This is a genomic window from Flavobacterium sp. LAR06 (assembly GCF_041946075.1).
GTDB lineage: Bacteria > Bacteroidota > Bacteroidia > Flavobacteriales > Flavobacteriaceae > Flavobacterium.
On the sequence record NZ_JAUTYT010000004.1, the window covers coordinates 218,151 to 244,652 of the forward strand.

Annotated in this window: 26 protein-coding genes; 11 read left to right on the top strand and 15 right to left on the bottom strand. The window is 33.0% G+C overall.

Annotated features, from left to right (window positions below):
• Positions 1 to 104 precede the first annotated feature (104 nt).
• Positions 105 to 374, top strand: coding sequence for a hypothetical protein (locus Q7C23_RS07840; RefSeq protein ID WP_375031983.1), 270 nt, complete (start codon positions 105 to 107; stop codon positions 372 to 374).
• A 55-nt stretch (positions 375 to 429) separates the two neighbouring features.
• On the opposite strand, the gene Q7C23_RS07845 is transcribed toward Q7C23_RS07840, so the two are convergent.
• The 11 genes from Q7C23_RS07845 to ychF all read right to left on the bottom strand — a co-directional run bounded on the left by Q7C23_RS07845 (position 430) and on the right by ychF (position 12,524).
• Positions 430 to 3,144, bottom strand: coding sequence for a DNA gyrase/topoisomerase IV subunit A (locus Q7C23_RS07845; RefSeq protein ID WP_375031984.1), 2,715 nt, complete (start codon positions 3,142 to 3,144; stop codon positions 430 to 432).
• Positions 3,145 to 3,192: 48 nt separating this feature from the next.
• Positions 3,193 to 3,441 (bottom strand): hypothetical protein, encoded by a 249-nt coding sequence (locus tag Q7C23_RS07850; protein ID WP_375031985.1) that lies wholly within the window; start codon positions 3,439 to 3,441, stop codon positions 3,193 to 3,195.
• Positions 3,426 to 3,791, bottom strand: a complete 366-nt coding sequence (locus Q7C23_RS07855) for a hypothetical protein (RefSeq protein ID WP_375031986.1) — start codon at positions 3,789 to 3,791, stop codon at positions 3,426 to 3,428. Before Q7C23_RS07855 ends, Q7C23_RS07850 begins: the two co-directional genes overlap by 16 nt.
• A gap of 113 nt (positions 3,792 to 3,904) precedes the next feature.
• Positions 3,905 to 5,779: a DNA topoisomerase IV subunit B gene (locus tag Q7C23_RS07860; RefSeq protein WP_375031987.1), complete on the bottom strand. Its 1,875-nt coding sequence runs from the start codon at positions 5,777 to 5,779 to the stop codon at positions 3,905 to 3,907.
• A gap of 161 nt (positions 5,780 to 5,940) precedes the next feature.
• A complete protein-coding gene (gene pncB, locus Q7C23_RS07865) occupies positions 5,941 to 7,116 on the bottom strand; it encodes a nicotinate phosphoribosyltransferase (protein ID WP_375031988.1) in 1,176 nt (391 codons plus the stop codon).
• A gap of 89 nt (positions 7,117 to 7,205) precedes the next feature.
• A complete protein-coding gene (locus tag Q7C23_RS07870; RefSeq protein WP_375031989.1) occupies positions 7,206 to 8,102 on the bottom strand; it encodes a transglutaminase domain-containing protein in 897 nt (298 codons plus the stop codon).
• 88 nt (positions 8,103 to 8,190) lie between these two features.
• Positions 8,191 to 8,715 carry an NADPH-dependent FMN reductase gene (locus tag Q7C23_RS07875; RefSeq protein WP_375031990.1) on the bottom strand — a complete coding sequence of 175 codons (525 nt, stop codon included), beginning with the start codon at positions 8,713 to 8,715 and terminating at the stop codon, positions 8,191 to 8,193.
• Complete coding sequence (locus Q7C23_RS07880) at positions 8,712 to 9,671, bottom strand: YihY/virulence factor BrkB family protein (RefSeq protein WP_375031991.1); 960 nt, start codon at positions 9,669 to 9,671, stop codon at positions 8,712 to 8,714. The genes Q7C23_RS07875 and Q7C23_RS07880 overlap by 4 nt, the downstream gene beginning before the upstream one ends.
• A gap of 110 nt (positions 9,672 to 9,781) precedes the next feature.
• Positions 9,782 to 10,459: a hypothetical protein gene (locus Q7C23_RS07885; protein ID WP_375031992.1), complete on the bottom strand. Its 678-nt coding sequence runs from the start codon at positions 10,457 to 10,459 to the stop codon at positions 9,782 to 9,784.
• A gap of 8 nt (positions 10,460 to 10,467) precedes the next feature.
• Complete coding sequence (locus Q7C23_RS07890; RefSeq protein WP_375031993.1) at positions 10,468 to 11,145, bottom strand: TIGR02117 family protein; 678 nt, start codon at positions 11,143 to 11,145, stop codon at positions 10,468 to 10,470.
• Between the two features lie 284 nt (positions 11,146 to 11,429).
• Complete coding sequence (ychF, locus tag Q7C23_RS07895; protein ID WP_375031994.1) at positions 11,430 to 12,524, bottom strand: redox-regulated ATPase YchF; 1,095 nt, start codon at positions 12,522 to 12,524, stop codon at positions 11,430 to 11,432.
• Positions 12,525 to 12,841: 317 nt separating this feature from the next.
• On the opposite strand from ychF, the gene Q7C23_RS07900 reads away from it, so the two are divergent.
• Positions 12,842 to 15,475, top strand: coding sequence for a TonB-dependent receptor domain-containing protein (locus Q7C23_RS07900; RefSeq protein WP_375031995.1), 2,634 nt, complete (start codon positions 12,842 to 12,844; stop codon positions 15,473 to 15,475).
• A 218-nt stretch (positions 15,476 to 15,693) separates the two neighbouring features.
• Here Q7C23_RS07900 and Q7C23_RS07905 read toward each other — a convergent pair whose 3' ends face one another.
• From Q7C23_RS07905 to Q7C23_RS07915, 3 genes are all read right to left on the bottom strand, one after another.
• Complete coding sequence (locus Q7C23_RS07905; protein ID WP_375031996.1) at positions 15,694 to 16,860, bottom strand: hypothetical protein; 1,167 nt, start codon at positions 16,858 to 16,860, stop codon at positions 15,694 to 15,696.
• A gap of 133 nt (positions 16,861 to 16,993) precedes the next feature.
• The gene (locus Q7C23_RS07910) at positions 16,994 to 17,425 is read right to left on the bottom strand and encodes a hypothetical protein (RefSeq protein WP_375031997.1); all 432 of its coding nucleotides are present in this window, start codon (positions 17,423 to 17,425) and stop codon (positions 16,994 to 16,996) included.
• Complete coding sequence (locus tag Q7C23_RS07915) at positions 17,415 to 17,765, bottom strand: 4Fe-4S dicluster domain-containing protein (RefSeq protein ID WP_173972650.1); 351 nt, start codon at positions 17,763 to 17,765, stop codon at positions 17,415 to 17,417. Before Q7C23_RS07915 ends, Q7C23_RS07910 begins: the two co-directional genes overlap by 11 nt.
• A 135-nt stretch (positions 17,766 to 17,900) precedes the next feature.
• Here Q7C23_RS07915 and Q7C23_RS07920 point away from each other — a divergent pair, with 135 nt between their 5' ends.
• The 6 genes from Q7C23_RS07920 to Q7C23_RS07945 all read left to right on the top strand — a co-directional run bounded on the left by Q7C23_RS07920 (position 17,901) and on the right by Q7C23_RS07945 (position 22,844).
• Positions 17,901 to 18,974, top strand: a complete 1,074-nt coding sequence (locus Q7C23_RS07920; RefSeq protein WP_375031998.1) for an acyl-CoA reductase — start codon at positions 17,901 to 17,903, stop codon at positions 18,972 to 18,974.
• A gap of 93 nt (positions 18,975 to 19,067) precedes the next feature.
• Entirely contained in the window at positions 19,068 to 20,138 is a 1,071-nt protein-coding gene (serC, locus tag Q7C23_RS07925; RefSeq protein ID WP_375031999.1) for a 3-phosphoserine/phosphohydroxythreonine transaminase, read from the top strand.
• 144 nt (positions 20,139 to 20,282) lie between these two features.
• Positions 20,283 to 21,233 carry a D-2-hydroxyacid dehydrogenase gene (locus tag Q7C23_RS07930; protein WP_074656980.1) on the top strand — a complete coding sequence of 317 codons (951 nt, stop codon included), beginning with the start codon at positions 20,283 to 20,285 and terminating at the stop codon, positions 21,231 to 21,233.
• Positions 21,234 to 21,340: 107 nt separating this feature from the next.
• Positions 21,341 to 21,904: a hypothetical protein gene (locus Q7C23_RS07935; protein ID WP_375032000.1), complete on the top strand. Its 564-nt coding sequence runs from the start codon at positions 21,341 to 21,343 to the stop codon at positions 21,902 to 21,904.
• A 163-nt stretch (positions 21,905 to 22,067) separates the two neighbouring features.
• Positions 22,068 to 22,508, top strand: coding sequence for a DUF6146 family protein (locus Q7C23_RS07940; protein ID WP_375032001.1), 441 nt, complete (start codon positions 22,068 to 22,070; stop codon positions 22,506 to 22,508).
• Positions 22,509 to 22,541: 33 nt separating this feature from the next.
• Positions 22,542 to 22,844: a DUF6787 family protein gene (locus Q7C23_RS07945; protein ID WP_375032002.1), complete on the top strand. Its 303-nt coding sequence runs from the start codon at positions 22,542 to 22,544 to the stop codon at positions 22,842 to 22,844.
• Here Q7C23_RS07945 and Q7C23_RS07950 read toward each other — a convergent pair.
• Entirely contained in the window at positions 22,841 to 23,140 is a 300-nt protein-coding gene (locus Q7C23_RS07950) for a hypothetical protein (RefSeq protein WP_375032003.1), read from the bottom strand. The genes Q7C23_RS07945 and Q7C23_RS07950 overlap by 4 nt on opposite strands.
• 208 nt (positions 23,141 to 23,348) lie before the next feature.
• Here Q7C23_RS07950 and Q7C23_RS07955 point away from each other — a divergent pair, with 208 nt between their 5' ends.
• Genes Q7C23_RS07955 through Q7C23_RS07965 form a run of 3 tightly spaced genes read left to right on the top strand, consistent with a single transcriptional unit; the run spans position 23,349 to position 26,471 of the window.
• On the top strand, positions 23,349 to 24,014 hold the full coding sequence (locus tag Q7C23_RS07955) for an ABC transporter ATP-binding protein (protein ID WP_375032004.1): 666 nt from the start codon (positions 23,349 to 23,351) through the stop codon (positions 24,012 to 24,014).
• Positions 24,014 to 25,714, top strand: coding sequence for an LIC_10190 family membrane protein (locus Q7C23_RS07960; protein ID WP_375032005.1), 1,701 nt, complete (start codon positions 24,014 to 24,016; stop codon positions 25,712 to 25,714). Before Q7C23_RS07955 ends, Q7C23_RS07960 begins: the two co-directional genes overlap by 1 nt.
• Positions 25,707 to 26,471: a TIGR02757 family protein gene (locus Q7C23_RS07965; protein WP_375032006.1), complete on the top strand. Its 765-nt coding sequence runs from the start codon at positions 25,707 to 25,709 to the stop codon at positions 26,469 to 26,471. The genes Q7C23_RS07960 and Q7C23_RS07965 overlap by 8 nt, the downstream gene beginning before the upstream one ends.
• Positions 26,472 to 26,502: the final 31 nt, after the last annotated feature.

Sequence of the window (26,502 nt, forward strand, 5' to 3'; positions counted from 1 at the left end):
CAGTTCGGCTAAAACCAGCTTTTACCGAGATTTCTTTTCGCGTTCCTTTTTCTATTTTAATATCTAAAATTGAGTTTTTAAAATGATTAAACCCAAATGCTTTAATGTCGGCAAAAGTAACTATTCTGCCTCTTGTCAGTAATGCATTTCTATATGCTAAAATTCGATCTTTATTATTCTGTTTGTTTAAACCTCCAACTGTATTGGTCATTAACGTAAGTGTCTGGCTTATAAAAAACATTAGAAGTCATTTAAGAAGACCATTGGCTAAGAAAATCATTTCAGGAGAAGTTAAAGATGGCGATAAAATGGTCGTTAGAATTGAAAACGATATAATTAAATGGATTAAAGAAGAAGTTTTAGTTGAACCCTAAACTTGAAAACAAAACTAAAAAAAACGCTAAGAAATTCTCTTAGCGTTTTTTCGTTTTATTCTAATACCAGTCCTATTTGCCCATCATCGTCTAATTCAGTTTCAACCGAATCATCCTCTGAAATTTCAGGCGTTTCCGGAACTTCTTCAACTGGTTCTTCATATGGTAATGGCTCTAATAAATTAACTTGTTTTAATTTATCAGCCGTTAATTGATTTCCTAAAGCTTTAAAACCTTTTACAGCTATAAAATCTTCAACATCTATGTGTAAATCTTCTTTCTGAACTCCTTTTACTTTTGCAAAAACCAATTGTGCCAACGGACGATAATCTGTCGATACAATTTCTAGTTGCGAATTTGGATGATCGGTAATAAAGCTTTCTTCCTTTCCTTCACTTTCAACCAAGAAACGTTTTAAGAAATAACGTTCTTTTTCTCCATCATAATAAATTGCAGAAATTGGTTTCTTTGGATTCCATTTTTCCAACACTATCATATCTTCATCAAAGTGAGTAGACAGTTCCGGAATGATAACTTTTAATTTTCCTGTTTGATTGATAATCAAAATTTTATCACTTGGCTTAAATTCTCCTAGCAGTTCTCCTCGAGCATCAACATTCAAACGTTTTACAGTGTCATCAAACCAAACTTTTCTTGGCAATAATGTCGAAATTCCTTTTTCTTTTAATTCGATTTTCTTGATTGGATATTTAGTAACTAAATTTCCTTTTGAAGCACGTCCTTTAATGGCTAACTTGGCAAAATCAATATCGAATTTCAATTTCTTAATCGTTCCCACCTGACGCAATAAAATAGTAATTACCTCAGCTTCTCCATTTGGATTGTGTGAAAAATAAACTACTTGCGACCCTGCCGTTTCATTTGTTAAATCGTATGGCTTATCACGTGTTACTCCTGTAACATTGAAACGTTTAATATACGAAGGTCCAGATTTCCCGTCACGATAAATCATATTGTAAATTGTACGTTTATCGCTCTTATCGAAAATCGCAACGTGTATAATATCTTTGCCTACAAATGTCTTGGCGTCGACTTTAGTAATAATCATTTTACCATCTCGTAAAAACACAATTACATCATCAATATCAGAACAATCGGTAAGATATTCGTCTTTTTTCAAACTTGTTCCAACAAAACCTTCTTCGCGATTTACGTAAAGTTTTGTATTTCTTAAAACTACTTTTGTAGCCTCAACATTATCAAAAACACGAAGTTCTGTCTGACGTTCACGACCTTTCCCGTATTTCTCTTTTAATTTTGTGAAATAAGCAATAGCAAAATCGGTTAAATTAGCCAAATTATGCTCTACTTCTTTCATTTCCTCTTCTAACTTAGAGATAAAATCATCGGCTTTATCAGAGTCAAAACGAGTAATACGAATCATCGGAATCTGAGTCAATCTTTGTAAATCATCGTCATTGATTTCTCTGACGAATGATTTTTTGAAAGGCTCAAAACGATCGTATAAATATTTATAAAGCGATTCTCTATCAGAATACAATTTGAAATCAATGTACATTTCTTCACGAATGAAGATTTTCTCCAAAGTAGAGAAATGCCATTTATTCTTTAATTCTTCTAACTGAATTTCCAATTCCTGACGCAACAAATCTACTGTTCTGTGTGTTGAAATTTTCAACATTTCAGAAACTCCAATAAACAAGGGTTTGTTATCTTCAATAACACAGCCTAAAGGTGCGACAGAAGTTTCGCAGGCAGTAAAAGCAAATAATGCATCAATTGTTTTATCTGGAGAAACTCCCGGAAATAAGTGAATTAAAATCTCTACATCTGCCGCCGTATTATCTTCAATTTTCTTAATTTTAATTTTACCTTTGTCATTGGCTTTCAAAATACTATCAATCAAAGTCGTTGTATTGGTCGAAAACGGAATTTGCGTAATTACCAAAGTATTTTTGTCTAATTGCGCAATTTTAGCACGCACACGCACACGTCCGCCACGCAATCCGTCATTATAATTAGACACATCGGCAATACCTTGTGTCATGAAATCAGGATATAATGTAAAAGGTTTTCCTTTTAAAATTTTAACAGAAGCATCAATTAACTCATTGAAGTTGTGAGGCAAAACTTTGGTTGACAAACCAACTGCAATTCCCTCTGCTCCTTGTGCCAAAAGCAACGGAAACTTTACCGGAAGATTATTTGGTTCAGCACGACGACCGTCATACGAAACACCCCAATCGGTAATTTTTGGCGAATATAAAACCTCTAAAGCAAATTTAGACAAACGTGCCTCAATGTAACGAGAAGCTGCCGCTCCATCGCCTGTTAGAATATTTCCCCAGTTTCCCTGGCAATCAATTAATAAGTCTTTCTGTCCAATTTGTACCATAGCATCTCCAATACTTGCATCTCCGTGTGGGTGATACTGCATGGTGTGACCAACAACATTGGCAACTTTATTATAACGACCATCATCCAGCTCTTTTAAAGAGTGCATTATACGACGCTGAACAGGTTTGAATCCATCTTCAATTGCCGGAACTGCACGTTCCAGAATTACGTACGAAGCATAATCCAAAAACCAGTCTTTGTACATCCCGGTTACTTTGGTGATTACATCTTCGCCTTCTTCTTCCTGATTTTCGTAAAAATGCTGTCCCTCAAAATGTTTAGCATCTACGTTGATAATTTCATCTCCTTCCTGATTTTCATCAAGAGGGTTTTCATCTGAATTATTTTCGTCGTCGTTTGGAATTATGTTATCGTCTTCTTCGTCTTTCATTTTATATGCTGAATTATTTCAGTATTTATATGTATAACTTTATATTATTTAGTCAACTATTTTCTTCTTTGCTTTTAAGCTATCTAAAAATAATATTTCTTTTTTCTCCAATTCTTCGGTATCAACAAAATATTTAATCCCTTCTTTTTTCAAAAAAACTTTTAAATCATCTTTACAATAATCCAAATTTTCTTTTAAGTTATTAGAATTACTTGAGGTTCCACACGTAAAACAAAGTTCAATATGAGCAATTATTTTATTTTTGTTATTATAAAAAAGCATCAAATTTCTAGGCATATACATGTAGAGTAAGGAGCAACATCCCCTTCAATTTTACAATGATTTTTTATTAAATCAAATAATTCTTTGATTTTTGGTTTCTTCAATAATGTTATTTTTTCATTAATCATTGAAGTATCAAAATCAATTTTATTGTTTCTAATAATTTCTTCTCTATGCCTCAGTGTATCCCAAGATAATCTGTCTGGATAAGAAAGTATTTCTACCTTTTGAATTTGTTCTAGCTCGAAATCAATATTATCAGAATAATCCATTATTTGGTCAACTTCAACATTGTCCTCAGAATCTTTATTCTTATTACATGAAATTAAACCTAACATTATGATCAAAAACAGTATTCTCTTCATATAGTTATTCAATTTCTAATTATAAAAGCATAAATTTCGTCGACACTGTTGACAAAATTCAAAATCTCAAAAACCGCAATCATTTGATGCGGTTTTTTTTATAATATTACTTTTTAAATAGCAACATCTTCAACGGCATCCAACTCCACCTTCAAATTCTTGATAATAAACTCTTGCCTGTCCGGCGTATTTTTTCCCATATAAAAAGACAATAACTGCTCAATTGAAGTGTTTTTATCCATCATAATTGGGTCAAGGCGAATCGTTTCTCCAATGAAATTCTTGAACTCATCTGGCGAAATTTCTCCCAAACCTTTAAATCGGGTAATTTCTGGTTTTGGTTTTAGTTTTTCGATCGCGTCTTTTCTTTCTTCTTCAGAATAACAATAGATGGTTTCTTTTTTATTTCGAACCCTGAAAAGCGGTGTTTGTAAAATATACAAATGCCCTTCTTTGATTAATTCCGGGAAAAACTGAAGAAAGAAAGTAATTAACAACAAACGAATGTGCATACCATCGACATCGGCATCGGTTGCGATTACGATGTTGTTGTACCTTAATTTTTCTAAACCATCTTCTATATCTAAAGCGGCTTGCAATAAATTGAATTCTTCATTTTCATACACGATTTTCTTCGTCATTCCGTAGGAATTCAAAGGCTTACCACGCAAACTGAACACGGCTTGGGTGTTTACGTCACGCGACTTTGTAATCGATCCGGAAGCCGAATCCCCTTCGGTAATAAAAAGAGTGCTTTCTAAATTTCTGGGATTCTTAGTATCTGGAAGATGCGCTCGGCAATCTCTTAATTTTTTATTGTGAAGATTGGCTTTTTTTGCACGATCTGTTGCCAGTTTTCTAATTCCCGATAACTCTTTACGCTCTCTTTCGGCCTGTAGAATTTTACGCAATAAGGCTTCTGCAGTCTGCGGATTTTTATGTAAATAATTATCCAGTTTGTTCTTTACAAAATCATTTACAAAAGTACGAACTGAAACTGCAGGCGTTCCATCATCAGACCCCATATCTGTAGAACCCAATTTTGTTTTGGTCTGAGATTCAAAAACAGGTTCCATTACTTTTATACTGATCGCACTTACAATCGATTTACGAACGTCTGAGGCTTCAAAGTTTTTATTATAAAACTCTCGGATGGTTTTTACAAGTGCTTCTCTGTAGGCTGCTAAGTGCGTTCCTCCTTGTGTGGTATTCTGACCATTTACAAACGAGTGATACTCTTCGCTGTATTGTGTTTTACTGTGCGTTAAAGCGATTTCAATATCATGGTCTTTCAAGTGAATTATTGGATATTCTAAATCTTCTTCGCTGATTGTTTCTTCTAATAAATCACGAAGACCATTTTCAGAAATATATTTTTCTCCATTAAAAATAATCGTCAAACCATTGTTTAGGTAACAATAGTTTTTGACCATTTTAATTACATATTCCATACGGAATTTATAGTTTTTGAAGATCGTTTCGTCTGGCGTAAAAGTTACTTTCGTTCCTTTACGTTTTGTTGTATCAACTACATCTTCTTCTAAAACCAAATTTCCACCTGAAAATTCGGCTGCTTTTTGTTTATCATCACGAACCGATTCTACGCGAAAATAATTAGATAAAGCATTTACGGCTTTTGTTCCGACACCGTTCAAACCAACTGATTTCTGGAAAGCTTTAGAATCGTACTTTCCACCGGTGTTCATTTTCGAAACTACATCGACTACTTTTCCTAACGGAATTCCACGTCCGTAATCACGAACCGAAACCGTTTTGTCTTTGATAGTCACTTCAATAGTTTTTCCTGAGCCCATTACGAACTCATCGATACAGTTATCTAAAACCTCTTTTAAAAGAATATAAATACCGTCATCCGGTGAAGATCCATCTCCCAATTTCCCGATATACATTCCGGGACGCATACGAATATGTTCCTTCCAATCGAGTGATCGGATATTATCTTCGTTATATTGATTTTGCTCTAGCATAAATGAATTGGATTTTTGGCTAATGTACCATTTCTACGCAAAAAATAAAAGCGTATTTTTTTTTTGTTATGAATAATAACAGCTTTGAATTCTATTTAAATTGATTTTAAAAAAAAACAAGCTTTAAAAGTAGAAAAAATCAGTTCTAAATCAAAAAATTACTACTTGATTCCCAGTACTTCTTTTGCTAAAGCAATCATTTCGGGAGTTCCCGTATTTTTATTTTTTTCATCAGAGAGTTTTACAACGCCTTGCCAATGTGTATTATCAGGTTTTGTATCGGTTAATTTAATAACCATATTCATGGAAGGAAGTCCGACATCATTCGTAAAATTGGTCCCAATGCCAAAGGACATTTTAATTTTGTCCCTACAAAAATCAGTTATCGTTTTTACTTTCTCAAAATTGAGCGAATCAGAAAAAACAATAATTTTAGATTTCGGATCAATTCCCATTTTTGTATAGTGCATGATCACTTTTTGAGCAAACTCAATCGGGTCTCCACTATCATGTCGCACACCGTCAAAAAGTTTGGAATATTTTTTATCAAACTGATTAAAAAAGATATCTGTTGTATAGGTGTCTGTAAGTGCGATTCCGAGATCACCGCCATACACTTGTGTCCAATGTTCCAGGCTCATCAAATTCGCCATTTTAAAGCCATATTGTGCGGCATGAAACATAAACCATTCGTGTGCGTGAGTACCTAAAGGTCTTTTATTATTGACCATGGCAAAATGCACATTGCTTGTGCCAATAAAACTTTGAGAACCGTAAGCGTTTAATGTTTCGTTGACTAAAACATGCACATCGTAAGAATGACGACGTCTTGTGCCGAATTCTAATATTGACACTCCAAGTTTATTATAATTGTCAATTTTATTTTTTGTCAGCTCTTTGACAGCTTCATCATTCAAACGAATTAAATGATTTGATTTATAAAAAATTTCAGAGATTAAAGACATTAAGGGTACCTCCCATAAAACAGTACGATACCAAAAACCTTCAACAGTAACTTTTATATCAGAACCTTCCTGAGAAATATGAACTTCAGTCGGATCATAACTATATCCTTGCAGAAAATCTAAATAAGTGGGATCAAGATAAGGGCAATGATGTGACAAATAATTTTTCTCGTCTTTTGTCAATCGGAGATCAGCCATTGCGTCAACCGACTTTCGGAGCAAATCTGCAAAACCCGCCGGAAAAATATGTTTACCGCGATTAATAAAACCATAACGTACTTTTGCTTTTGGAAAAAGCCTTATTACGGCGTGCTGCATCGTAAATTTATAGAAATCATTATCTAAGATTGATTTCAAAAAAGTAGTTTCCATAAGACAAGTTCTTTTTCAAATTCCTTAACTGCTAAGATACGGCAATTTGAGAAAAGAATAAAATTGTCATAACAAAGATCCTTCTGTACTTATTTTGAAACTATTTTAAAAGATGCAATACTATTGGTATCCAGGAAAAATGTGATATAATCTCCTATCGTATTGTCAAACGTAATTTGAAATTCCAAACCTCCTCTTTTTTCTTTTGCATTTACAACTCTAACAGCCTGATTTCTTTTGTTTAAATAAAAAAACTGACTAGATTTTGAAATATTTTTTATCTGAAATGTTATTTTTTGACCTTTATTAACTTCAATAATTCCAGATTCGGGAGCAATAATTTTATTATCTCCGGCTATTGTTTTATTATAAATTAAAGGTCCATCTAGAAAATCATCTTTACTTAATCTATGACCTAAATAGGAGCCTGAATCCGGGAAATGTTTTGCAAAAAAGTAATCGGGTTCCGTATCGAAATAGGCAGGTTCAAAATCTTTTACCATTCTGCCTTTAGAATTATCATAATAGCCCTGCCCCCAGGTAACGTCAACCAAACGCCATTTCCCATCAATTAAAACGGTATTCCAGGCATGATTTGATGTGGTGTTTTTTCGACCAATGTCTGCCAGTCTGATTTTGGAATCGCCACGAATAATTTCCGCTTTTATTCCGACTAACGCTGCCAAATGCTGGTACAAAAGTGTGAATCCCTCGCAAACAGCTTTTCGAGACCTGAATGTTTTTTGAAGCATATTATCATTCAATTCTTGCAGTTTTCGCTGCTTTTCAGCCTCATTACGATAAGAAAAACTTTGCGTTCTTGGAGGATTAAGATAAGCGTTAAAATCATATTTAATATTGAAGGCTATCCAACTGTAAATAGCCCTCGCTTTGTCATAATCTGAATTAAAATCTTTATCGATTCTTTGCGCTAGATCTTCTGTGGTATCAAAACTTTTTGGATATTTCAAAACAGCCTTATCCACAGCGCTATATTTTTGCGCATGAGAATACTGGAGAAAAAATAAATTCAAAAAAAGGAACAGAAAAAAAATCTTTTTTATTTTCATGGAATTAGAAACATTCTTTAATAAGGTTTCTGAGTTCTTTATCTAACTCAGCATTTGTGATTTTATTTTGGTCTAAATCAAAATTGGCATTAAAAGCAGGCAATGAAAAAGTCGCTTTTATATCTGCGCCATATCTTGGTAAAGCATTGCGCCCGATTTCTAAAACGGAAGCACCTCCTCTTGCGCCAGGTGACGTCGCTAATAACAACATTGGCTTTTGCTGAAAAACTTCTTTAGCAATTCGGGAGCACCAATCAAATAGATTTTTAAATGCTGCTGAATAGTTATTGTTATTCTCTGCCAGAGAAACTACTAAAATATCTGCACTTCCCAGTTTAGCCAGAAATGCTTTTGCAAGATCATGCTGCCCAACTTCTTTTTCAAGATCAACGCTAAATAATGGCATTGCAAAATTGTTTAAATCTAAAACTTCAACTTCGGCATTTTCGAATAAACTCGCCGCATAAGTGGCTAAATGTTTATTAATTGACTGCGTACTGTTACTTCCTCCAAAGGCTACTATTTTCATGGTTTCTCTTTTTGTAATGTTTCTTCTATTGGTTCTTTTTTTGGTTTGTCGATTTCATAAATCTCTTTAGCAATTTCTACGGAATACTCATTTGGATAGATTTTCCCTCCGTAAGATTTTGCGTAAACTTTCGTAAATTCTGCTCCAAAATACAGAATTATTGCCGAATAATAGACCCAAACCAAAATAATAATTACAGATCCCGCTGCACCATAAACCGAGGCAACCGTGGAACTCCCTAAATAAAATCCGATGGCAAACTTACCAATCATAAAAAGTATAGCTGTAACTCCTGATCCTATAAAAGCATCCTTCCATCTTATTTTTCCATCAGGCAATGTTCTAAAAATAATCGCAAAGAGAGTTGTAATACTCGCTAGCACAATAACTATATTAACCACATAAAATAAATAAACGGTACTCTCCGGAAAATATACTTTTAAACGCGAACTAAGTAAATCTAAAGTTGTACTTATAAAAAGGCTGACCAACATTAAAAATCCAACCGAAGCAATCATCGAGAATGACATTAAACGGTTTTGAATAAATTTCTTAATTCCCTTATCTGGTTTTGCTCGTAATCCCCAAATATAATTTATAGAGCTTTGTATTTCTGCAAAAACTCCAGACGCTCCTATTAATAACATCACAATTCCAAATACGGTTGCAAAAACATTATCGCCCGATAATTGCACGTTTTTTATCGCTTCCTGAATCTGACTCGCCGCGCCGTTACCTACCAAACCATTAATTTGTCCGTACAATTCTCCTGTTACAGCTTCTTCTCCAAAAAAGAAACCACAAATCGTGATGATAATAATTAATAAAGGCGGTAATGCAAATATGGTATAATAAGCCAATGCCGCACTTAGCTTAATAGCATTATCATCGTTAAACTCTAAAAAAGTATTTTTTAGAAGAAACCATGTTTTTGCGAATATGTTTTTAATGTTCATTTGCTGTCTTTTTGATATTCTCTCAAATTTAAGATTTACTCAAAAATTTTGAATTGTGGCTTTTTGAGGAAATCTTATATTTTTACCATATTGTTTTTTTTAAAATAATGTTATTTTGAAACTTTGGTATATTCGCGATCTACACCCAAATTTTTAATTTTTAAAATAGTCTTGAATTCTTTTCTTGTTGGCTTCATCAAATAGGAAAGTGAATCTAACATTTTCCCTTTTATGGCGGTAACGGAGTCTAATTTCGATAAGTCTTCTGGTTGATAAATACTCTTAAATCTAAGTACATTGTGTTCTAATGAAACTATTTCAGCCTCCCAAAAAATAGAATCCCTTGTACTTAAAACCAAGTTTCCATCGACACGTTTTACCTTTTGATTATATGATAATCTATATAATACATCCGTATTTTTTTGAGACAATTCTATAGAATCACCAACTACTTTTATATCAAATTTATCTTTAGTGTCCCTGGTAATTAATTTTCCATCAACAAGATCATATTCAGATTTTAAGGAATCCATTTCTTTTCTGTGAACCTTAAATTTATAAAAATACTCCCTTACAATTCTGGAATCTTCAATTCTTAAAAAAGTAGAATCTGAGGTCATATATAATCCTTTAAATTTAGAAGGAAAACTATTTAATTCTGAATCATTAATAGGCTGAGGGCTCTCAAAATAAAATGAAAAACTTCCATAAGGTTCGGCTGCTGCTTCTGCTTTTTTACATGAACTTGATAGCACCATTAAAATCACAACTAAAATCATCTTTTTCATAATCGTTCTTATTGATAATGACAAAAAATTCCTCTATCATAAACCGTCCATAAACTTGCTTTTTGATTGGCGGCTTTCAAAGCGCTATTTGCCCAGGTATTGCAAGTATAAAAAAGGCTGTAACTTCCTTTTGCTTCATAAAAAGCATCTTTTTTACCATAGCTGTAACCTTGAATCCATTCTGGATTTGTTGGATTATTGAAACTTTCAGAAATGTAGGAGACTAATTTTTGATAATTTTCTTTTGAAATATAAATGCGTTTGCAATTTTCATTTTCGGCAAGACCTTTATAAAATGAAGTATGCATAGCCGAAGAACTCACTCCAAAGATTGCTTTTAAAGCCGTACTCGCTTTTAAATCGGACCATTCCGGTGTATGTAAATAAAAACCTTTATCGCCCCAGCCAAAAGCTACTAGGTTTGCTAATGAATCTTTAGACTGTGTCTGGCTGAATTGTATTTCTTTTCGCCAATCTTTAATTTCATTTGCAACCGGAACTACAATATCCGTATGAACTCCGTTGGAAAGAATGTAAATAGGAATTGCGTCTTTTTCTTCAACTTTTGCAATATCTGCATTGACCGTAATTTTCGAAATCAGATACATCGAGATTAAATATAAAACGAGAAAAGTAATAATTCCGAGGATTATCCAGCCGAGAAATTTAAAAGATTTTTTTAGCATTTGGTTGATTGTTTTTAGATTAATGAATTAGGTTATTTTGTGGTAACCAATTTTTGAGCCAAAAATTAATTCACGAAAAATATTGGAGAGTAAAGTTTGGAAATGGCACGCGGATGAGATGGATTCACTAAACCGAAAACGCGGATTTAGACGGATTTTTTTATTTTATTTTCTCTCGCAGTTTCTGCAGATTTAGCAGATTATTTTAAACATAAAAAAACTGCTGAATTTCTCCAGCAGTTCAAATCTATTCTCTTTATTCTCTATTCTATGTTCTAAAAAAATTACACGTTAAAACGGAAGTGCATTACATCTCCATCCTTAACAATATATTCTTTTCCTTCCACTTTGAATTTTCCTGCTTCTTTTGCTTTTGCTTCAGAGCCGTATTGAACGTAATCTTCGTATGAGATAACTTCTGCACGGATGAAACCTTTTTCAAAATCAGTATGGATAACTCCGGCAGCCTGTGGCGCTGTAGCTCCAATATTAATTGTCCAGGCACGAACTTCTTTTACTCCTGCCGTAAAATAAGTTTGTTGTTTCAATAATTTATAAGCTGCACGAATTAATACTGATGCTCCTGGCTCAGTTAATCCCATATCTTCAAGAAAAACCTGACGCTCCTCGTAGCTTTCTAACTCTGTAATATCAGCTTCTGCTCCTACTGAAAGAATGATAACTTCAGCCTCTTCGTCTTTTACTAATTCACGAACCTGATCTACATATTTGTTTCCGTTTACTGCTGAATTTTCATCAACATTACAAACGTATAATACTGGCTTAGCAGTAATTAACTGGAAAGATTCCATTAAAACTTCTTCGTCATTTCCTTGAGGAGTAATAGTACGAGCCGATTTAGCCTGTAATAATGCCTCTCTGATTCTGTCTAAAAGTGCTTTTTCAGTTTGCGCTTCTTTATTTCCGGTTTTAGCAGCACGATTTACTTTCTCTAAACGTTTTTCAACCGTTTCTAAATCTTTTAGCTGTAATTCGATATCAATTGTTTCTTTATCACGAATTGGATTTACATTTCCGTCAACGTGAACGATATTGTCATTATCAAAACAACGCAAAACGTGAATGATAGCATTACACTCTCTAATGTTTCCTAAAAACTGGTTTCCAAGACCTTCACCTTTACTAGCCCCTTTTACCAAACCTGCGATATCTACGATATCAACTGTTGCCATTTGTACACGTTCTGGTTTTACCAATTCTTCTAATTTGTTGATTCTTGGATCCGGAACGTTTACAACACCAATATTAGGTTCGATTGTACAAAACGGAAAGTTGGCACTTTGCGCTTTTGCATTAGATAAACAATTAAATAATGTTGATTTTCCAACATTTGGTAATCCTACAATTCCTGCTTTCATATGTTGTTTTTGTTTATTTTTTTTTGATCCTGAAGTTTTCAGGGTTACAGCAATAGTACTCTTCTTTAAACTATAAAAGAGTCAATTTTACTGATTTATATTTTGTATCTCATTTTTTGTTTCTGCCAAAATGATATTTTTTGGCTTTAAAATTTTGCAAATATAAGATTTAATAGCTCGTAAGTGAAGTAAAAATGACGATTAATGTATTTTAAAATATCGTCTTAAAAAAAAATAAACTTTTTATTAAGTTTTTGTTAAAAAACATTACTTTTAGCAAATAACAAACAAAACAGTAAACCAAACTTAACCAAACCATGAAAAAGATTGTATTATTATTATTTCTATTAAATACGGCATTTCTTTTTGCTCAAAAAGAAGTTACGGGAATCGTTAAAGACAAAACTGGCACACCATTACCAGGGGTTAATATTGTTGAAAAAGGAACAACAAATGGAGTTTCTACTGATTATGAAGGTGGTTTTACTATAAAAGTAAAAGAAGGTGCAACTTTAATTTTTACTTATGTTGGTTATTCAACCATTGAAAAATCAACTACAGAAGGTAAAATTGAAGTTACTCTAGATGAAAGCGGCGGACAGGTTTTAAATGATGTTGTCGTTGTGGGTTCGAGAAATACTAAAAGAACTGTTGTAAATTCTGCTGTTCCAATTGATGTTATAAATGTAAAAGATGTTACAACACAAAGTGGAAAGTTAGAAATCAACGAGCTTTTACAATATGTCGCGCCATCGTTTAATGCCAACAAACAATCTGGTTCTGATGGAGCCGATCACGTTGACCCTGCTTCATTAAGAGGTATGGGACCTGATCAAACTTTAGTTTTGATCAACGGAAAAAGAAGACACCAATCTTCTTTAATCAATTTATTTGGAACACGTGGACGTGGAAATACAGGAACCGATTTGAATGCGATTCCAGCGGCTTCTATTAAAAGAATTGAAATTTTGAGAGATGGTGCTGCCGCACAATACGGTTCTGATGCTATTGCAGGGGTTATTAATATTGTAACTAATGACAACGTAAATGAACTTACAGGTTCTATAACTTATGGCGTTTTCAATACCAATGCAAAAGGCGATTTTTTACCGGGCACTCCAAATACAAAAGGATTTAGATTAGATCAGGATGGTAACGGAAATTCTTATGGAAAAGACCAGGATTTTGACGGAGGGTCTGTAAAAATAGCAGCCAATTACGGTACATCAATTGGAAGTAAAGGCGGTTATGTAAACGTTACCGGTGAATTTTTAAACAAAAACAAAACTTTAAGACCTAGCTATGATTTTAGAAAAGGTTTTGGTGATGCTGAAATTCAAGGTGTGAACTTATTTGCTAATATAGCTATTCCGATTTCTGATAAAACAGAATTTTATGCTTTTGGCGGCAGTAACTTTAGAAATACCGACGCCTACGCCTTTACAAGAAATGACGGAGAGAGGGTTGTAGAAGAAATTTACCCAGGTGGTTATACGCCAAGAATTACCTCAAAAATAAATGACAATTCGATTGCAGCCGGAATTAGAACAGAAACTTCTGGCGGATGGAAATTAGATTTTAGCAATACTTTAGGGCAAAATAAATTTCAATACGATATTAAAGGAACTTTAAATGCGTCTCTTGAAGAAAATTCTCCAACAGAATTTGATGCAGGAGGACATAGTTTATTGCAAAACACAACCAATTTTGACGTTTCAAAAAACTATACTGATGTGATGAGCGGTTTTAATATCGCTTTTGGAACAGAATTTAGAGTAGAGCAATTCAAAATATTTGCAGGTGAAGAAGGTTCCTACACTACTTACGACACTAACGGGCAGCCAATTACAGACCCAACAACTCAAAGTGCCCCAATTGATCCTATTTCTGGAGAGCCAAGACCTGGAAGCTCTCAGGGTTTCCCTGGATACAGCCCTGCAAATGAGGTAAACAAAAGCCGTAATAACTTCTCTTTATATACGGACGCAGAGTTAGATGTTACTGAAGGTTTTATGGTAAGTGGAGCTGTTCGTTTTGAAAACTACAGCGATTTTGGAAGTACTTTAAACGGAAAATTAGCTTCAAGAGTTAAACTTAGTGACCAAATCAACGCTAGAGGATCTATCAGTACTGGCTTCCGTGCACCTTCATTAGCTCAAATTTATTATAATTTACGCTTCACCAACTTTAATGCAAGTGGTGCAACTGAAGTGCTTTTAGCTCCAAACGACAGTCCTGTAACAAGAGCTTTTGGAATTGAAAAATTAAACGAAGAAAAAGCAGTAAATGCTTCTTTGGGTTTAACTGGTACTTTTGGAGATTTCACAGCAACTGTTGATGGCTATTACATTAAAGTAAAAGATCGTATCGTTCTTACAGGATATTTTGATGCGAGCAGTTTAAATCTTGGTGTTTCTGAAGCTCAATTTTTTGCCAATGGTGTTGATACTAATACACATGGTTTAGATTTAGTTTTCTCGTGGAAAAAAACATATGATTTTGGAAATATTGGAGCAACTTTAGTTGGAAACATCAATGATATGAAAATCGATGAAGTTAAAAATGGCAATTTAGATGCAGATACTTTCTTTGGAAAACGTGAAAAAGCATTCTTATTAGCTTCTGCTCCTGACAGCAAATTTGGATTAAACCTGACTTACTCGAAAAACAAATTTGATGGAGGATTAGCTTTTACTCGTTTCAGCAAAGTAGTTTTGGTTGATTATGCTGATGAGGATGATGTTTACAACCCAAGATTGGTAACTGATTTAACATTAGGTTACAGAATTAACAAAAATCTAAAATTGAGTATTGGTAGCAATAACTTATTCAACGTATATCCAACGAAACAAGATGAACAAGGTAATACAGAAGCCGGAGGTTACTGGGATGCCGTTCAAATGGGTTTCAGCGGCGCTTATTACTATGCCAGACTTGGATTTAATTTCTAATCAAAATTTCAAAACACATAGAAACGTAGATCTTCTCTCTTTCATCGAATTAGTATAGGTAAGAACTTATTTTCGCATAGTTCTATTCTATGATTTAAAAGTAAAATGCGTTCTTTAGATCGCTAGTCTAGTCTATCTTCTATGCGTTTCAAAAAAACTATAAAACAAAAAATCCTGAGTTCACACTCAGGATTTTTTTTATTGTTTTCTTTAAAAATTTACAGCTTAAATTCTAATGAAGATATAATTCCCTTTTCTTCCTCAGTAGCAGTAAATCCGGATATATCCCAGTACTTGGTTAGAATTTTATTCTGTTTATTAAAAAGAGTTTTCTCTTTAAAAACATCACTTTCTTTATAAGTAAAGTTTTGTCTGTTGAAATTGGTTGTGATAAAATTATTACGAACCTGAATATTTTTTTTGGCCTGATCTTTTAAAATCAGATCATATGCAATTTCTTCATTTGCACTTAATAAATAATAATCTTCACCATCAATTCTGTACGTTACCTTAACTTGTGATCGGGTAACATTCTTAGAACCCGCTTTTGTTTGTTCTTCAATTTGGGCAAGATTTCCGGGTGCAATAAGAATACTAAACTCTACAATTAACTTTTTAACAGGATCATAAATAATCTCAAACGTATCCAGCGCTTTTTTAGATTTATCCAAAGGTGTTACAGACATTATATAATACTCTTTATTATTTGGATGCCCTGTTGTTGTGAACTCGTATTCTTTTTTTGTTTTTGAATCAAGAAGAGGATCAAAATATTTTAAATTTGCATAATTCTCCATGATATTATTCAAATTATATCCCATTAAATCGGCGGAAACATCTGTTTCTAACAATCCGTAAGACCTATTTTGTTCTACTAATAAGGTTGTAGTTGCCTTTTTTTGGCTTCCTTCAAATTGAAAATTTACCAATCCGTCATTATAATAAGAGTATTTATTATCTAACATAAAAAACTCTCTTACATATACTTTTAACCGATAAGCACTGGCTAATTTCTGCCTAGAATTCGAAACAATTTTTTGAAGATTTTTTTCCGGTTTTTCTTTTGAAACAACAATTTCCTCTAGTTTATTGTTGTTATTTTTAAGATAAACTACAAACAGATCTGGTTTTAAGGGCCCCCAACGAAGTGTCACTGTTTCATAGTTGGTCTCCGAAACCTGAAGACTAGAGGCGCCGTTCAATTCAAAAGTTACCTTTCCTTCCTGATTACTTATTAATGTCTGTTTCGTTTTCATGATAAACACTATTGCATTTTCTATCGGTAATTGTGTTTCAATATCTTTTATGACAATAGAATATTCCGCTTTTTGAGCAAAAGCAGTAGTGTTAACGAAAATAATTAATAATAGTAGTAATCCTCTCATAGGCAATTCTTAAAATATTATCATCAAATTAACAAAATAAATAATTAAGTAACAGTAAACTACCTCAAAAAAATCAAAAAAAACTTATATTAATAAATAAAAAAAATCCTGAGTAACTAAACTCAGGATTTTGTTATATAAAATTTTTAATAAACCCTAAAATAAACAGGAAAGCAAACAAGAACAGTATTAATTCATTAAAGTCAATCCAATAATAAAATAGGCTATAAATTTTCGTTTCGTAATTGTTATCCTTATCTTCTAAAACTTTTATTTTTTCGTTTACTTCAAAATTACTTACTAATCTTAAATCTCCTTGATCACATTTTATTGTATCATTATTTTTGTAATATTCAATTTCAGGAATTTCTCGTCCAATTAATACTGAACCGCGAGCACCTGTAGAGTGACTTTTAACTACTTTATATAATCCAGTTACTTTTCCATCATAAAAATAATAATTATCAAGATTAGTAACCTTCAAATAAATAAACACAATATAGACAAGAAGGAAAGCGATAGTTTTGGCATTATTCCTAATAAACGCTTTACGTTTATTCACCATGTAAAAACGCTTGTCTATTCAACAAGGTTTCTTCATCTTCTACGTGATTATCATCTGGCACACAACAATCCACAGGACATACTGCAGCACATTGAGGTTCGTCATGGAAACCCTTACACTCTGTACATTTTCCAGGTACAATGTAATACACTTCGTCAGAAATTGGAGTTTGAGCATCTTCTGCATCCACTTCAGTTCCGTCAGGTAAAATCACTTTTCCTTTAAGACTAGTTCCATCTTTGTATCTCCAATCATCAGCACCTTCATAAATTGCTGTATTTGGGCACTCTGGTTCACAAGCCCCACAATTGATGCATTCGTCTGTTATAATTATTGCCATTTTTTTCTTAGTTACGAGTTAAAAGTTACAAGTTCAGAAATAATAATGCGAAGATTTTATTCTGCTTTGTCTTATAACTTAATATAGCTTATTTTTGTGCAAAATTACAATCAAAACTATTCATAAACAAACATTATGACATTAGAAACAAAAAAAAGTGTTTTTGTTGAATTAGGAAAATTTCTGAAACAATTTTCCGAAAACGATACAATTCGAAAATCGAATGTTCTGCATAACGATTTATTTTTTGATGATTTCGAAAAGCTGATCTATTTATCGCAATCTCATAATGGATGGTACACACCTGAACAAGTGTATTTTGCAATACATTCCTGGGCAGAGGCCTTGACCGAAGAAAATCTTGATAAATGGCTTTCAAATTACCAGACCGAGTTTTCTAAAAACAATGAAAACGAAAAAAATGTTGCTTTAATTTTAGCCGGAAATATTCCGTTAGTAGGTTTTCATGATTTTTTATCGGTTTTAATAACAGGAAACAAAGCTTTAATTAAAACATCATCAAATGATCAGCATTTATTGCCTTTTTTAGCTAAATATCTTATCGCTGTTGATGAAAATTTAAAAGATAAAATCACTTTCGTGGAAGGCAAACTGGAGAATTTTGACACCGTTATCGCCACCGGAAGCAATAATACAGCACGCTATTTTGAATATTACTTTAAAGATAAACCGTCGATCATTCGAAAAAACAGAAATTCGGCAGCTGTTTTAAACGGAAAAGAATCTAAAGAAGAATTAGAAGCTTTAGGCGAGGATATTTTCCGTTATTTCGGATTAGGATGCCGTAATGTTTCCAAGATTTTTGTTCCAAAGGGTTATTCTTTTGATGCTTTTTTTGAAGCTATTTTCAAATTTCAGGATGTTATTCATTATGAAAAGTATGCTAATAATTACGACTACAACAAAGCCGTATTTTTAATGAGTAATTTCAAATTATTGGATAATGGATTTTTGACTATAAAAGAAGATTCAAGCTACGCCTCACCTATTTCGAGTGTTTTTTATGAATTTTATGAAAATATCGAAGATTTACAGACTCGCCTTGAGGCTGATTCTGAACAAATTCAATGCATCGTTAGCAACGATTTAATCAAAAATAGCATCCCATTCGGCCAAACGCAAAATCCGCAATTGTGGGATTACGCAGATAACGTAGATACTATAACGTTTTTGTTAACAACAAAGTAAAAATATGTTTAATTATTTCGAATAATTTATCGCTTTTTCAGCTCCTATTGCCGAAATTTGCATCTTTAAAATTTTCGACTATTAACAAGAACCATGAAAAAACACAACTACAGCGCAGGTCCAAGTATTTTACCTCAGGAAGTTTTTGAGAAAGCATCAAAAGCAGTTTTAAACTTTAATGATTCAGGATTATCAATCCTTGAAATTTCGCACCGAAGTAAAGATTTCGTTGCTGTTATGGATGAAGCTCGCTCCCTTGCTTTAGAGTTATTAGGACTTCAGGGAAAAGGATATCAGGCATTATTTTTACAAGGTGGTGCAAGTACAGCATTCTTAATGGCTCCGTACAACTTGATGAAAGAAAACGGAAAAGCAGCTTATTTAGATTCAGGTACATGGGCGACTGCTGCAATAAAAGAAGCTAAGTATTTTGGAGAAACTGTTGTTGTAGCTTCTTCAAAAGAAGAAAATTACAACCATATTCCAAAAGGATACACAATACCAAGTGATGCAGATTATTTTCACTGCACAAGTAACAATACCATATTTGGAACTCAAATGAAAGAATTTCCGGCAACTAACGTGCCTGTTGTTTGTGACATGAGTTCTGATATCTTTTCACGCGAATTAGATTTCTCAAAATTTGACTTAATCTATGCCGGAGCTCAAAAAAATATGGGTCCTGCAGGAACTACTTTGGTAGTCGTTAAAGAGGAAATTTTAGAAAAAAGCGGAAGAACAATTCCAAGTATGTTAGATTACGCTAAACACATTAAAGCAGAGAGTATGTACAATACGCCACCTGTTTTTGCTGTTTACGTTTCATTATTGACATTACAATGGATCAAAGAAAAAGGCGGAATTGCTGCTGTTGAAAAATTAAACAACGCAAAAGCTGATTTACTTTATACTGAAATCGACAGAAACCCATTATTCAAAGGTGCTGCAGCGGTTGAAGATCGTTCTAAAATGAACGTTACTTTCTTGTTAAACAACGCTGACCATACTGCTACTTTTGATGCTTTATGGAAAGAAGCCGGAATTTCAGGATTGCCAGGACACCGTTCTGTTGGTGGTTACAGAGCTTCTATTTACAACGCCATGCCTATCGAAAGTGTTCAGGTTTTAGTGGATGTGATGAAAGCTTTGGAGTCTAAAGTTTAATCGTTTTATACGTTTAATCGTTAATTTGTTTAACTGTTTAATCGTAAAAATGCTTCCTTTAAAATATCAAAAAAGAAAAAACTATAATAGTTGGTTCGTCGATTAAACAATTAAACGACAAACCAAATAAACAAAATATACACAATGAAAGTATTAGCGAATGATGGAATTTCTAAAAGTGGAATTCTGGCTTTAGAAAAAGGTGGATTTGAAGTTATAACTACAAAAGTAGCTCAGGAACAAGTAGCTAATTTTGTGAATGAAAACAATGTAGACGTAGTTTTAGTGCGTAGTGCGACTAAAGTTCGTAAAGATATTATTGACGCTTGTCCTGGTCTTAAAATTATTGGACGTGGTGGTGTTGGTATGGATAATATCGATGTTGATTATGCTAAAAGTAAAGGAATCCACGTAATTAACACACCTGCTTCATCATCAGAATCTGTTGCTGAGTTGGTATTCGGTCACTTGTTTTCTGGTGTTCGTTTTTTACACGATTCTAACAGAAATATGCCTCTTGAAGGAGATTCAAACTTTGATGGCTTGAAAAAAGCTTACGCAAACGGAACTGAATTAAGAGGAAAAACTCTTGGTATCGTTGGTATCGGTCGTATCGGGCAAGCTACTGCAAAAATGGCGCTTGGTTTAGGTATGAAAGTTATCGCTGCAGATAGTTTTATTCCGCAAGTTGATGTAAAAGTAGAATTCTTTGACGGACAATCTATAACTACAACAATCGTTTCCCAATCATTAGAATCTTTATTTAAAGAAGCTGATTTCATTACATTGCACGTTCCTGCTCAGGATGGTTACATCATTGGTGAGAAAGAATTAGCAATCATGAAAGATGGTGTTGGAATCGTAAACTGCGCTCGTGGTGGTGTTATTGATGAAGTTGCTTTAGTAAAAGCTTTAGACTCAGGAAAAGTTGCTTTTGCAGGTTTAGACGTTTTCGAAAGCGAACCAAAACCAGAAATGGCAATTTTAATGCACACTAAAATTTCGTTGACTCCTCATATTGGAGCTGCGACTGGAGAAGCACAAGACAGAATTGGTACCGAATTAGCATCACAAATTATTTCTTTGTTGAGTTAATTAATTATAATTAAATTATTTAGAAGGGATTTATTAACATCGTTTAATAAATCCCTTTCTTTTTTTGATTAAATTTGAGTTTAAATCTAATCTAAATTCTTTAAATCATGTTTGAACAATTAACACAATTAGTACAACAATACGGAGGCGATGCTGTTGTAAACAACACTGCTGTCCCAAATGAGCATAATGAAGCCGTAATTGGTGAGACTAGTAATTCAATATTCGCAGGCTTGCAAAAAATTGCTTCAGAAGGCGGTGCAGAACAATTGGCAGGCTTATTTAACGGAACATCATCAATCGACAGTTCTAATCCGGTTGTGCAGCAACTAACACAACAAGTGAGTGGAAAGCTTGGTGAAAAATTTGGATTAAGCAGCGAGGCTTCTTCAGGAGTTGCAGCAAGTATGATTCCACAAATTCTTAACTCACTTGTAAATAAAGCAAAAGACCCAAATGATAGCAGCTTTAATATTTCAGACATTATAAGTTCGATTTCCGGAAATAGCGGACAAGCTTCTAACATAATGGATACTATTTCTAAATACGGAACTCAATTTGGTTTAGATCAAAACGCCGATGGAAAACTGGATGTAGCTGATGTTATGGTAGTTGCTAAAACTAAAGGTGGTATAGCTGGTTTTATTGGGAAAATCTTTGGAAGTAAATAAGAAAGAAGGTACTAAGATTCTGAATTTTCTCAACTTTATAAATATAAAAAGCTGTTTCTAACAGCTTTTTTTGTGTTTTAAAAAAACCTTAACAACTTAGTATCTCAGAACCTTAGGGCCTTTTCCAAAATTTATTCGTAAATTTAAGGTTCAAAAGTAGATCATGAAAAAGATAATTTACATATTGATCTTAATTTTTACTATCGTCGCATGTTCTACGGCTTCGAAAAGTAATGCAGTTGTTTCAACTTCTCCTAAATCAAATTCGGGAGTGAATGATACTGTTCGAATTGCAAATGATTCTTTAGAATACGAAGTTATTATTATAGATGTCGGTTTTAATACCTGGCTGGCTTCGCGGGCATATCCAAGAAATTATCATGCTTTGTCTTATCTTGAGCAAAAAAATTATTTGTACGTAACCGAATGGAATAATCGTGTGCTGCAACCACAACGTTTCGATCCAAATTTATACGAAATGTCAATTGATTATAGACCTGACATTCATTATGGTTACGAAGTAAATTACTTGATTTACAACTATATGATTTATTTTCAAAATACTTACAAACAAAAGCTTTGGGGGTATGTTCCATCCAGATAATGTTGCTATATTTGTAATCGTTTTAAATAAAGCATGGATAAATTAAAGAAACGTTGGGGTATTACCTCAAATGTACAAGCCATAATTATACTAATCGTTTTTGCCATCACAGGATCGGCATCTGCGTGGTTGTCTAAACCTTTTTGTGTTTGGCTAGGCATCACCAAAGAAGATTTTGGTGGTTGGTTTACTTTAATTCGTTTGTTAATTATCTTCCCTATTTATCAGGTTCTATTAGTTGCTATTGGAACCATTTTTGGTCAATTTCGTTTCTTTTGGAACTTCGAAAAGAAAATGCTCAAAAATATGGGACTCGGATTTCTTTTCAAAAACTAAATTTCCTTACTGCTTTTCTGAAAATAGTAAGTATAAATCCACATAAGTGTAAAAGAGGGAATCACATCTGTAAACGGAACTATCTCTTCGACAAAAGTCAAAATACTCGCCACTTTTCCTACTCTTCCTTTATACATTCTGGTCATGATAAATGCGGCAATTGGCGCCCAAATCACATCTGAAAACTCACCAATTAAAGGAATGCTGAAAGAAATCATACCAATTCCATCCAAAAGCAAACCTAAAAGGAGTTTCCTCATTTTATCTTCTTCATTTATAACTTTTAAATCCTGCATTTTCAATTCAATTAGAGATTATTCGAATTTAAAAAGAAATTGGCAAAGTAATTTATTTCTAATGCCTGTTTTTTTCTTTAATTACCACTTATTCAATTTTCAAGCCAATTTTATTTTTCAAATTAGAATTTGGAATTTATCCGAAACTTCGGGATTGGAATTTGATTCTAATCAGAATCTTTGTTTCTTTGTAGAAACAGTTTCAAAAATGATACACGCAAAAAATATACATAAATTCTACGATCAGCTTGAAGTTTTAAAAGGAGTTGATCTGCATATTAAAAAGGGTGAAATTGTTTCTATAGTTGGCGCTTCTGGTGCCGGAAAAACAACTTTATTACAGATTTTAGGGACTTTAGATAAACCGTCAAAATCTGAAACCGAAACTACATTAACTATTAATGGTGAAAATATTTTAGGACTGAATGATAAAACATTATCTAAATTCAGAAATTTAAATTTAGGTTTCATTTTTCAGTTTCACCAGCTTTTACCTGAATTTACGGCCTTAGAAAACGTATGTATTCCGGCTTATATTGCTGGTAAAAAACCATCTGAAACCGAAGCTGAAGCCAAAAAATTATTGACTTTTTTAGGATTATCACATCGTATCCATCATAAACCAAACGAACTTTCGGGCGGTGAACAACAACGTGTCGCTGTTGCGAGGGCTTTAATCAATAAACCTGATGTTATTTTTGCAGATGAACCTTCAGGAAATTTAGACACTCATTCTGCTGAAAATTTGCATCAGTTATTTTTCCAGCTTCGTGATGAGTTCGGACAAACCTTTGTGATCGTAACACACAATGAAGAATTAGCTAATATGGCTGATAGAAAATTGATAATGTCTGATGGGCAAATTCTTTCTTAATGATTTTAATTTTAATCAGTTGGATTTACATTTTATTTACAACCATAAATTTAGGTTTTGGTTTTGATAAAATTTTAGGTTTAAAAAACAATAATTTTGTAATCACATCCATTCTTGGATTATTTTCAGCAACTATTATTACCTCCATTTGGGCTATTTTTGGCAGGATTAATATTGAATTTCATGCCTTCTTATTACTACTTAATGTTATTTTATTACTTAGATTTCGAAATCAAATTGTTCAAACCTATAAATCATTTCTACTAGAAATCTGCGATTTACAAAATATTCTAAAAGTCTTTTTAGCGCTTATTTCTTTTTTGATAATCGCACAATGCTCCTCAATTCCCTATGTGATAGATAATGAATCCTATTACATTCAGACTATAAAATGGCTTAATGAATATGGTTTTGTAAAAGGACTTGTAAACCTGCATTTATTTTACGGTCAAATGAGTGGCTGGCATATTGCCCAAAGTGCTTTTAATTTCTCCTTTTTATATCAAAATTTCAATGACTTAAGTGGCTTTTGCTTATTGTTGGGAAATATTTTCGCTATTCAAAAATTAAATGAGTTTTACAAAAATGGAAACAAAAATTTCATCTTAACCGGGCTATTACCTGTCTTTAATATTTTTTTCTTTCAATTTATTAGTGCACCATCACCAGACATCCCTGTGTATGTTTTCTCTTTTATTCTCTTTTTCTATTTCTTAGAGAACTTTAAAAAAATAACTGTGGAGAACTTTTATTTAATAATGATATTAGTTTTGTTTTTGCTTTACATTAAAAATACAACCTTAACTTTTGCCATTATTCCTATTATATTGCTAGTTCTTCATTTTCATTTTTTGTCTAAGAAGCTTTTAATACCGGTTATTTTAGCCACCTTAATACTTTCCCTTTTTGTCATAAAAAACATGATTGTATGCGGGGCACCAATTTTCCCTTCAAAAATAGGTGATTCTTTCTCAACAAATTATGCAATCCCTAATTCGATGGCTCATTTTTACTATGACCAAATCAAATATTATGGCTTTTTTGTTGATATGGACCAATACAATTCTATGTCAGTTTTTGATTTATTCAAAAAATGGATTTCAATGCCAAAGCTAAATGGTATATTCAACAAACTAAGTATTTTATTAATTTTGGCTGTGCCCTTCTTCATTTTTAAATTTCAAAATAAAAAAGCATTATGGATGCTGTATTTCATTATGCTACTACAGCTTTTTTTACTTTTTATAACGTCACCACAATATCGATTTTTCATGAATTTCATATTGTTCTTCTCTTTGTTTTGTTTTATTTCTATTGTTCAGGATAAAAAAATAATCAATTCATTATTAGTGCTTACGCTTATACCAACTATCGTTATTTTATTTTTACCAATAAATTTAAATCAGTTTTCCAATCATAAATTTATGCTTGAAATCAGTAATTTTTCGGTCAAAAATCTTGTTTCACCTTATCAAAATACTAAGAATAGCACCGCTTTTGAAACCATTCAGCTTGAAAATTTAAAATACAATTCACCCATAAAAAATGAATTTTTCTGGGCGAATGGAAATGGTAACCTGCCTTGTGTAAATAAGGAACAGCTGGATTATTTTGAAAATTTTTTTCACATTATTCCACAAATGCGTACAAACGATCTAAAAGACGGATTCTACGCCAAAAAAATATCTAAAAATGAATAAAGCAGAACTCAAAGAATTTCTAGACGAAAAAGTCATTCAATACAATAATCAGGATTTTATTGAGAGTGATCCTGTACAGATTCCTCATTTGTTTACTCAAAAAGAGGATATTGAAATTGCCGGTTTTTTAAGCGCAACTATTGCCTGGGGAAATCGAAAAATGATCATTAAAAACTCGCACCAAATGATGGAATTAATGGGTAACACACCATATGATTTTGTCATGTCGCATTCTGATGAAGATTTAGAAAGATTGGAAAACTTCGTACATCGTACTTTCAACGGAAAAGATTTAGGCGGATTTATAAAAGGATTACAGCATATTTATAAAAATCACAATGGTCTGGAAGCAGTATTTGCAAAAAATCAGGAACAAAATAGTTTGCAGAAAAGCATACATGAATTCAAAAAAATCTTCTTCGAAATTGATCATTTACCTCGAACACAAAAGCACATTTCAGATCCAGTAAACAATTCGGCAGCAAAAAGAATTAACATGTATCTTCGCTGGATGGTCCGTCAGGACACAAAAGGTGTCGATTTAGGCATTTGGAAAACCATTTCTCCATCCTCATTATCCTGTCCGCTTGATGTTCATTCCGGAAATGTAGCCCGAAAATTAGGGATCCTTTCAAGAAAACAAAATGACGGAAAAGCTTTAGCAGAATTGGATTTTAAGCTTCGCCAAATGGACTCAAAAGATCCCGTAAAATATGATTTTGCACTTTTCGGATTAGGCGTATTCGAAGGCTTTTAACCTGAATATCAACCCATAATATTCGGATTTC

What these genes read in the sequence shown, in the direction of transcription:
- Q7C23_RS07915 (WP_173972650.1), bottom strand. Translation starts at nt 17,765, where the DNA reads ATGGCAATAATTATAACAGACGAATGCATCAATTGTGGGGCTTGTGAA.
- Q7C23_RS07875 (WP_375031990.1), bottom strand. Translation starts at nt 8,715, where the DNA reads ATGAAAATAGTAGCCTTTGGAGGAAGTAACAGTACGCAGTCAATTAAT.
- Q7C23_RS07880 (WP_375031991.1), bottom strand. Translation starts at nt 9,671, where the DNA reads ATGAACATTAAAAACATATTCGCAAAAACATGGTTTCTTCTAAAAAAT.
- Q7C23_RS07845 (WP_375031984.1), bottom strand. Translation starts at nt 3,144, where the DNA reads ATGAAAGACGAAGAAGACGATAACATAATTCCAAACGACGACGAAAAT.
- Q7C23_RS07840 (WP_375031983.1), top strand. Translation starts at nt 105, where the DNA reads ATGTCGGCAAAAGTAACTATTCTGCCTCTTGTCAGTAATGCATTTCTA.
- Q7C23_RS07855 (WP_375031986.1), bottom strand. Translation starts at nt 3,791, where the DNA reads ATGAAGAGAATACTGTTTTTGATCATAATGTTAGGTTTAATTTCATGT.
- Q7C23_RS07930 (WP_074656980.1), top strand. Translation starts at nt 20,283, where the DNA reads ATGAAAGTATTAGCGAATGATGGAATTTCTAAAAGTGGAATTCTGGCT.
- Q7C23_RS07965 (WP_375032006.1), top strand. Translation starts at nt 25,707, where the DNA reads ATGAATAAAGCAGAACTCAAAGAATTTCTAGACGAAAAAGTCATTCAA.
- Q7C23_RS07950 (WP_375032003.1), bottom strand. Translation starts at nt 23,140, where the DNA reads ATGCAGGATTTAAAAGTTATAAATGAAGAAGATAAAATGAGGAAACTC.
- Q7C23_RS07860 (WP_375031987.1), bottom strand. Translation starts at nt 5,779, where the DNA reads ATGCTAGAGCAAAATCAATATAACGAAGATAATATCCGATCACTCGAT.
- Q7C23_RS07885 (WP_375031992.1), bottom strand. Translation starts at nt 10,459, where the DNA reads ATGAAAAAGATGATTTTAGTTGTGATTTTAATGGTGCTATCAAGTTCA.
- Q7C23_RS07850 (WP_375031985.1), bottom strand. Translation starts at nt 3,441, where the DNA reads ATGCCTAGAAATTTGATGCTTTTTTATAATAACAAAAATAAAATAATT.
- Q7C23_RS07940 (WP_375032001.1), top strand. Translation starts at nt 22,068, where the DNA reads ATGAAAAAGATAATTTACATATTGATCTTAATTTTTACTATCGTCGCA.
- serC (WP_375031999.1), top strand. Translation starts at nt 19,068, where the DNA reads ATGAAAAAACACAACTACAGCGCAGGTCCAAGTATTTTACCTCAGGAA.
- Q7C23_RS07945 (WP_375032002.1), top strand. Translation starts at nt 22,542, where the DNA reads ATGGATAAATTAAAGAAACGTTGGGGTATTACCTCAAATGTACAAGCC.
- Q7C23_RS07920 (WP_375031998.1), top strand. Translation starts at nt 17,901, where the DNA reads ATGACATTAGAAACAAAAAAAAGTGTTTTTGTTGAATTAGGAAAATTT.
- Q7C23_RS07960 (WP_375032005.1), top strand. Translation starts at nt 24,014, where the DNA reads ATGATTTTAATTTTAATCAGTTGGATTTACATTTTATTTACAACCATA.
- Q7C23_RS07890 (WP_375031993.1), bottom strand. Translation starts at nt 11,145, where the DNA reads ATGCTAAAAAAATCTTTTAAATTTCTCGGCTGGATAATCCTCGGAATT.
- Q7C23_RS07905 (WP_375031996.1), bottom strand. Translation starts at nt 16,860, where the DNA reads ATGAGAGGATTACTACTATTATTAATTATTTTCGTTAACACTACTGCT.
- Q7C23_RS07935 (WP_375032000.1), top strand. Translation starts at nt 21,341, where the DNA reads ATGTTTGAACAATTAACACAATTAGTACAACAATACGGAGGCGATGCT.
- Q7C23_RS07955 (WP_375032004.1), top strand. Translation starts at nt 23,349, where the DNA reads ATGATACACGCAAAAAATATACATAAATTCTACGATCAGCTTGAAGTT.
- Q7C23_RS07900 (WP_375031995.1), top strand. Translation starts at nt 12,842, where the DNA reads ATGAAAAAGATTGTATTATTATTATTTCTATTAAATACGGCATTTCTT.
- ychF (WP_375031994.1), bottom strand. Translation starts at nt 12,524, where the DNA reads ATGAAAGCAGGAATTGTAGGATTACCAAATGTTGGAAAATCAACATTA.
- pncB (WP_375031988.1), bottom strand. Translation starts at nt 7,116, where the DNA reads ATGGAAACTACTTTTTTGAAATCAATCTTAGATAATGATTTCTATAAA.
- Q7C23_RS07910 (WP_375031997.1), bottom strand. Translation starts at nt 17,425, where the DNA reads ATGGTGAATAAACGTAAAGCGTTTATTAGGAATAATGCCAAAACTATC.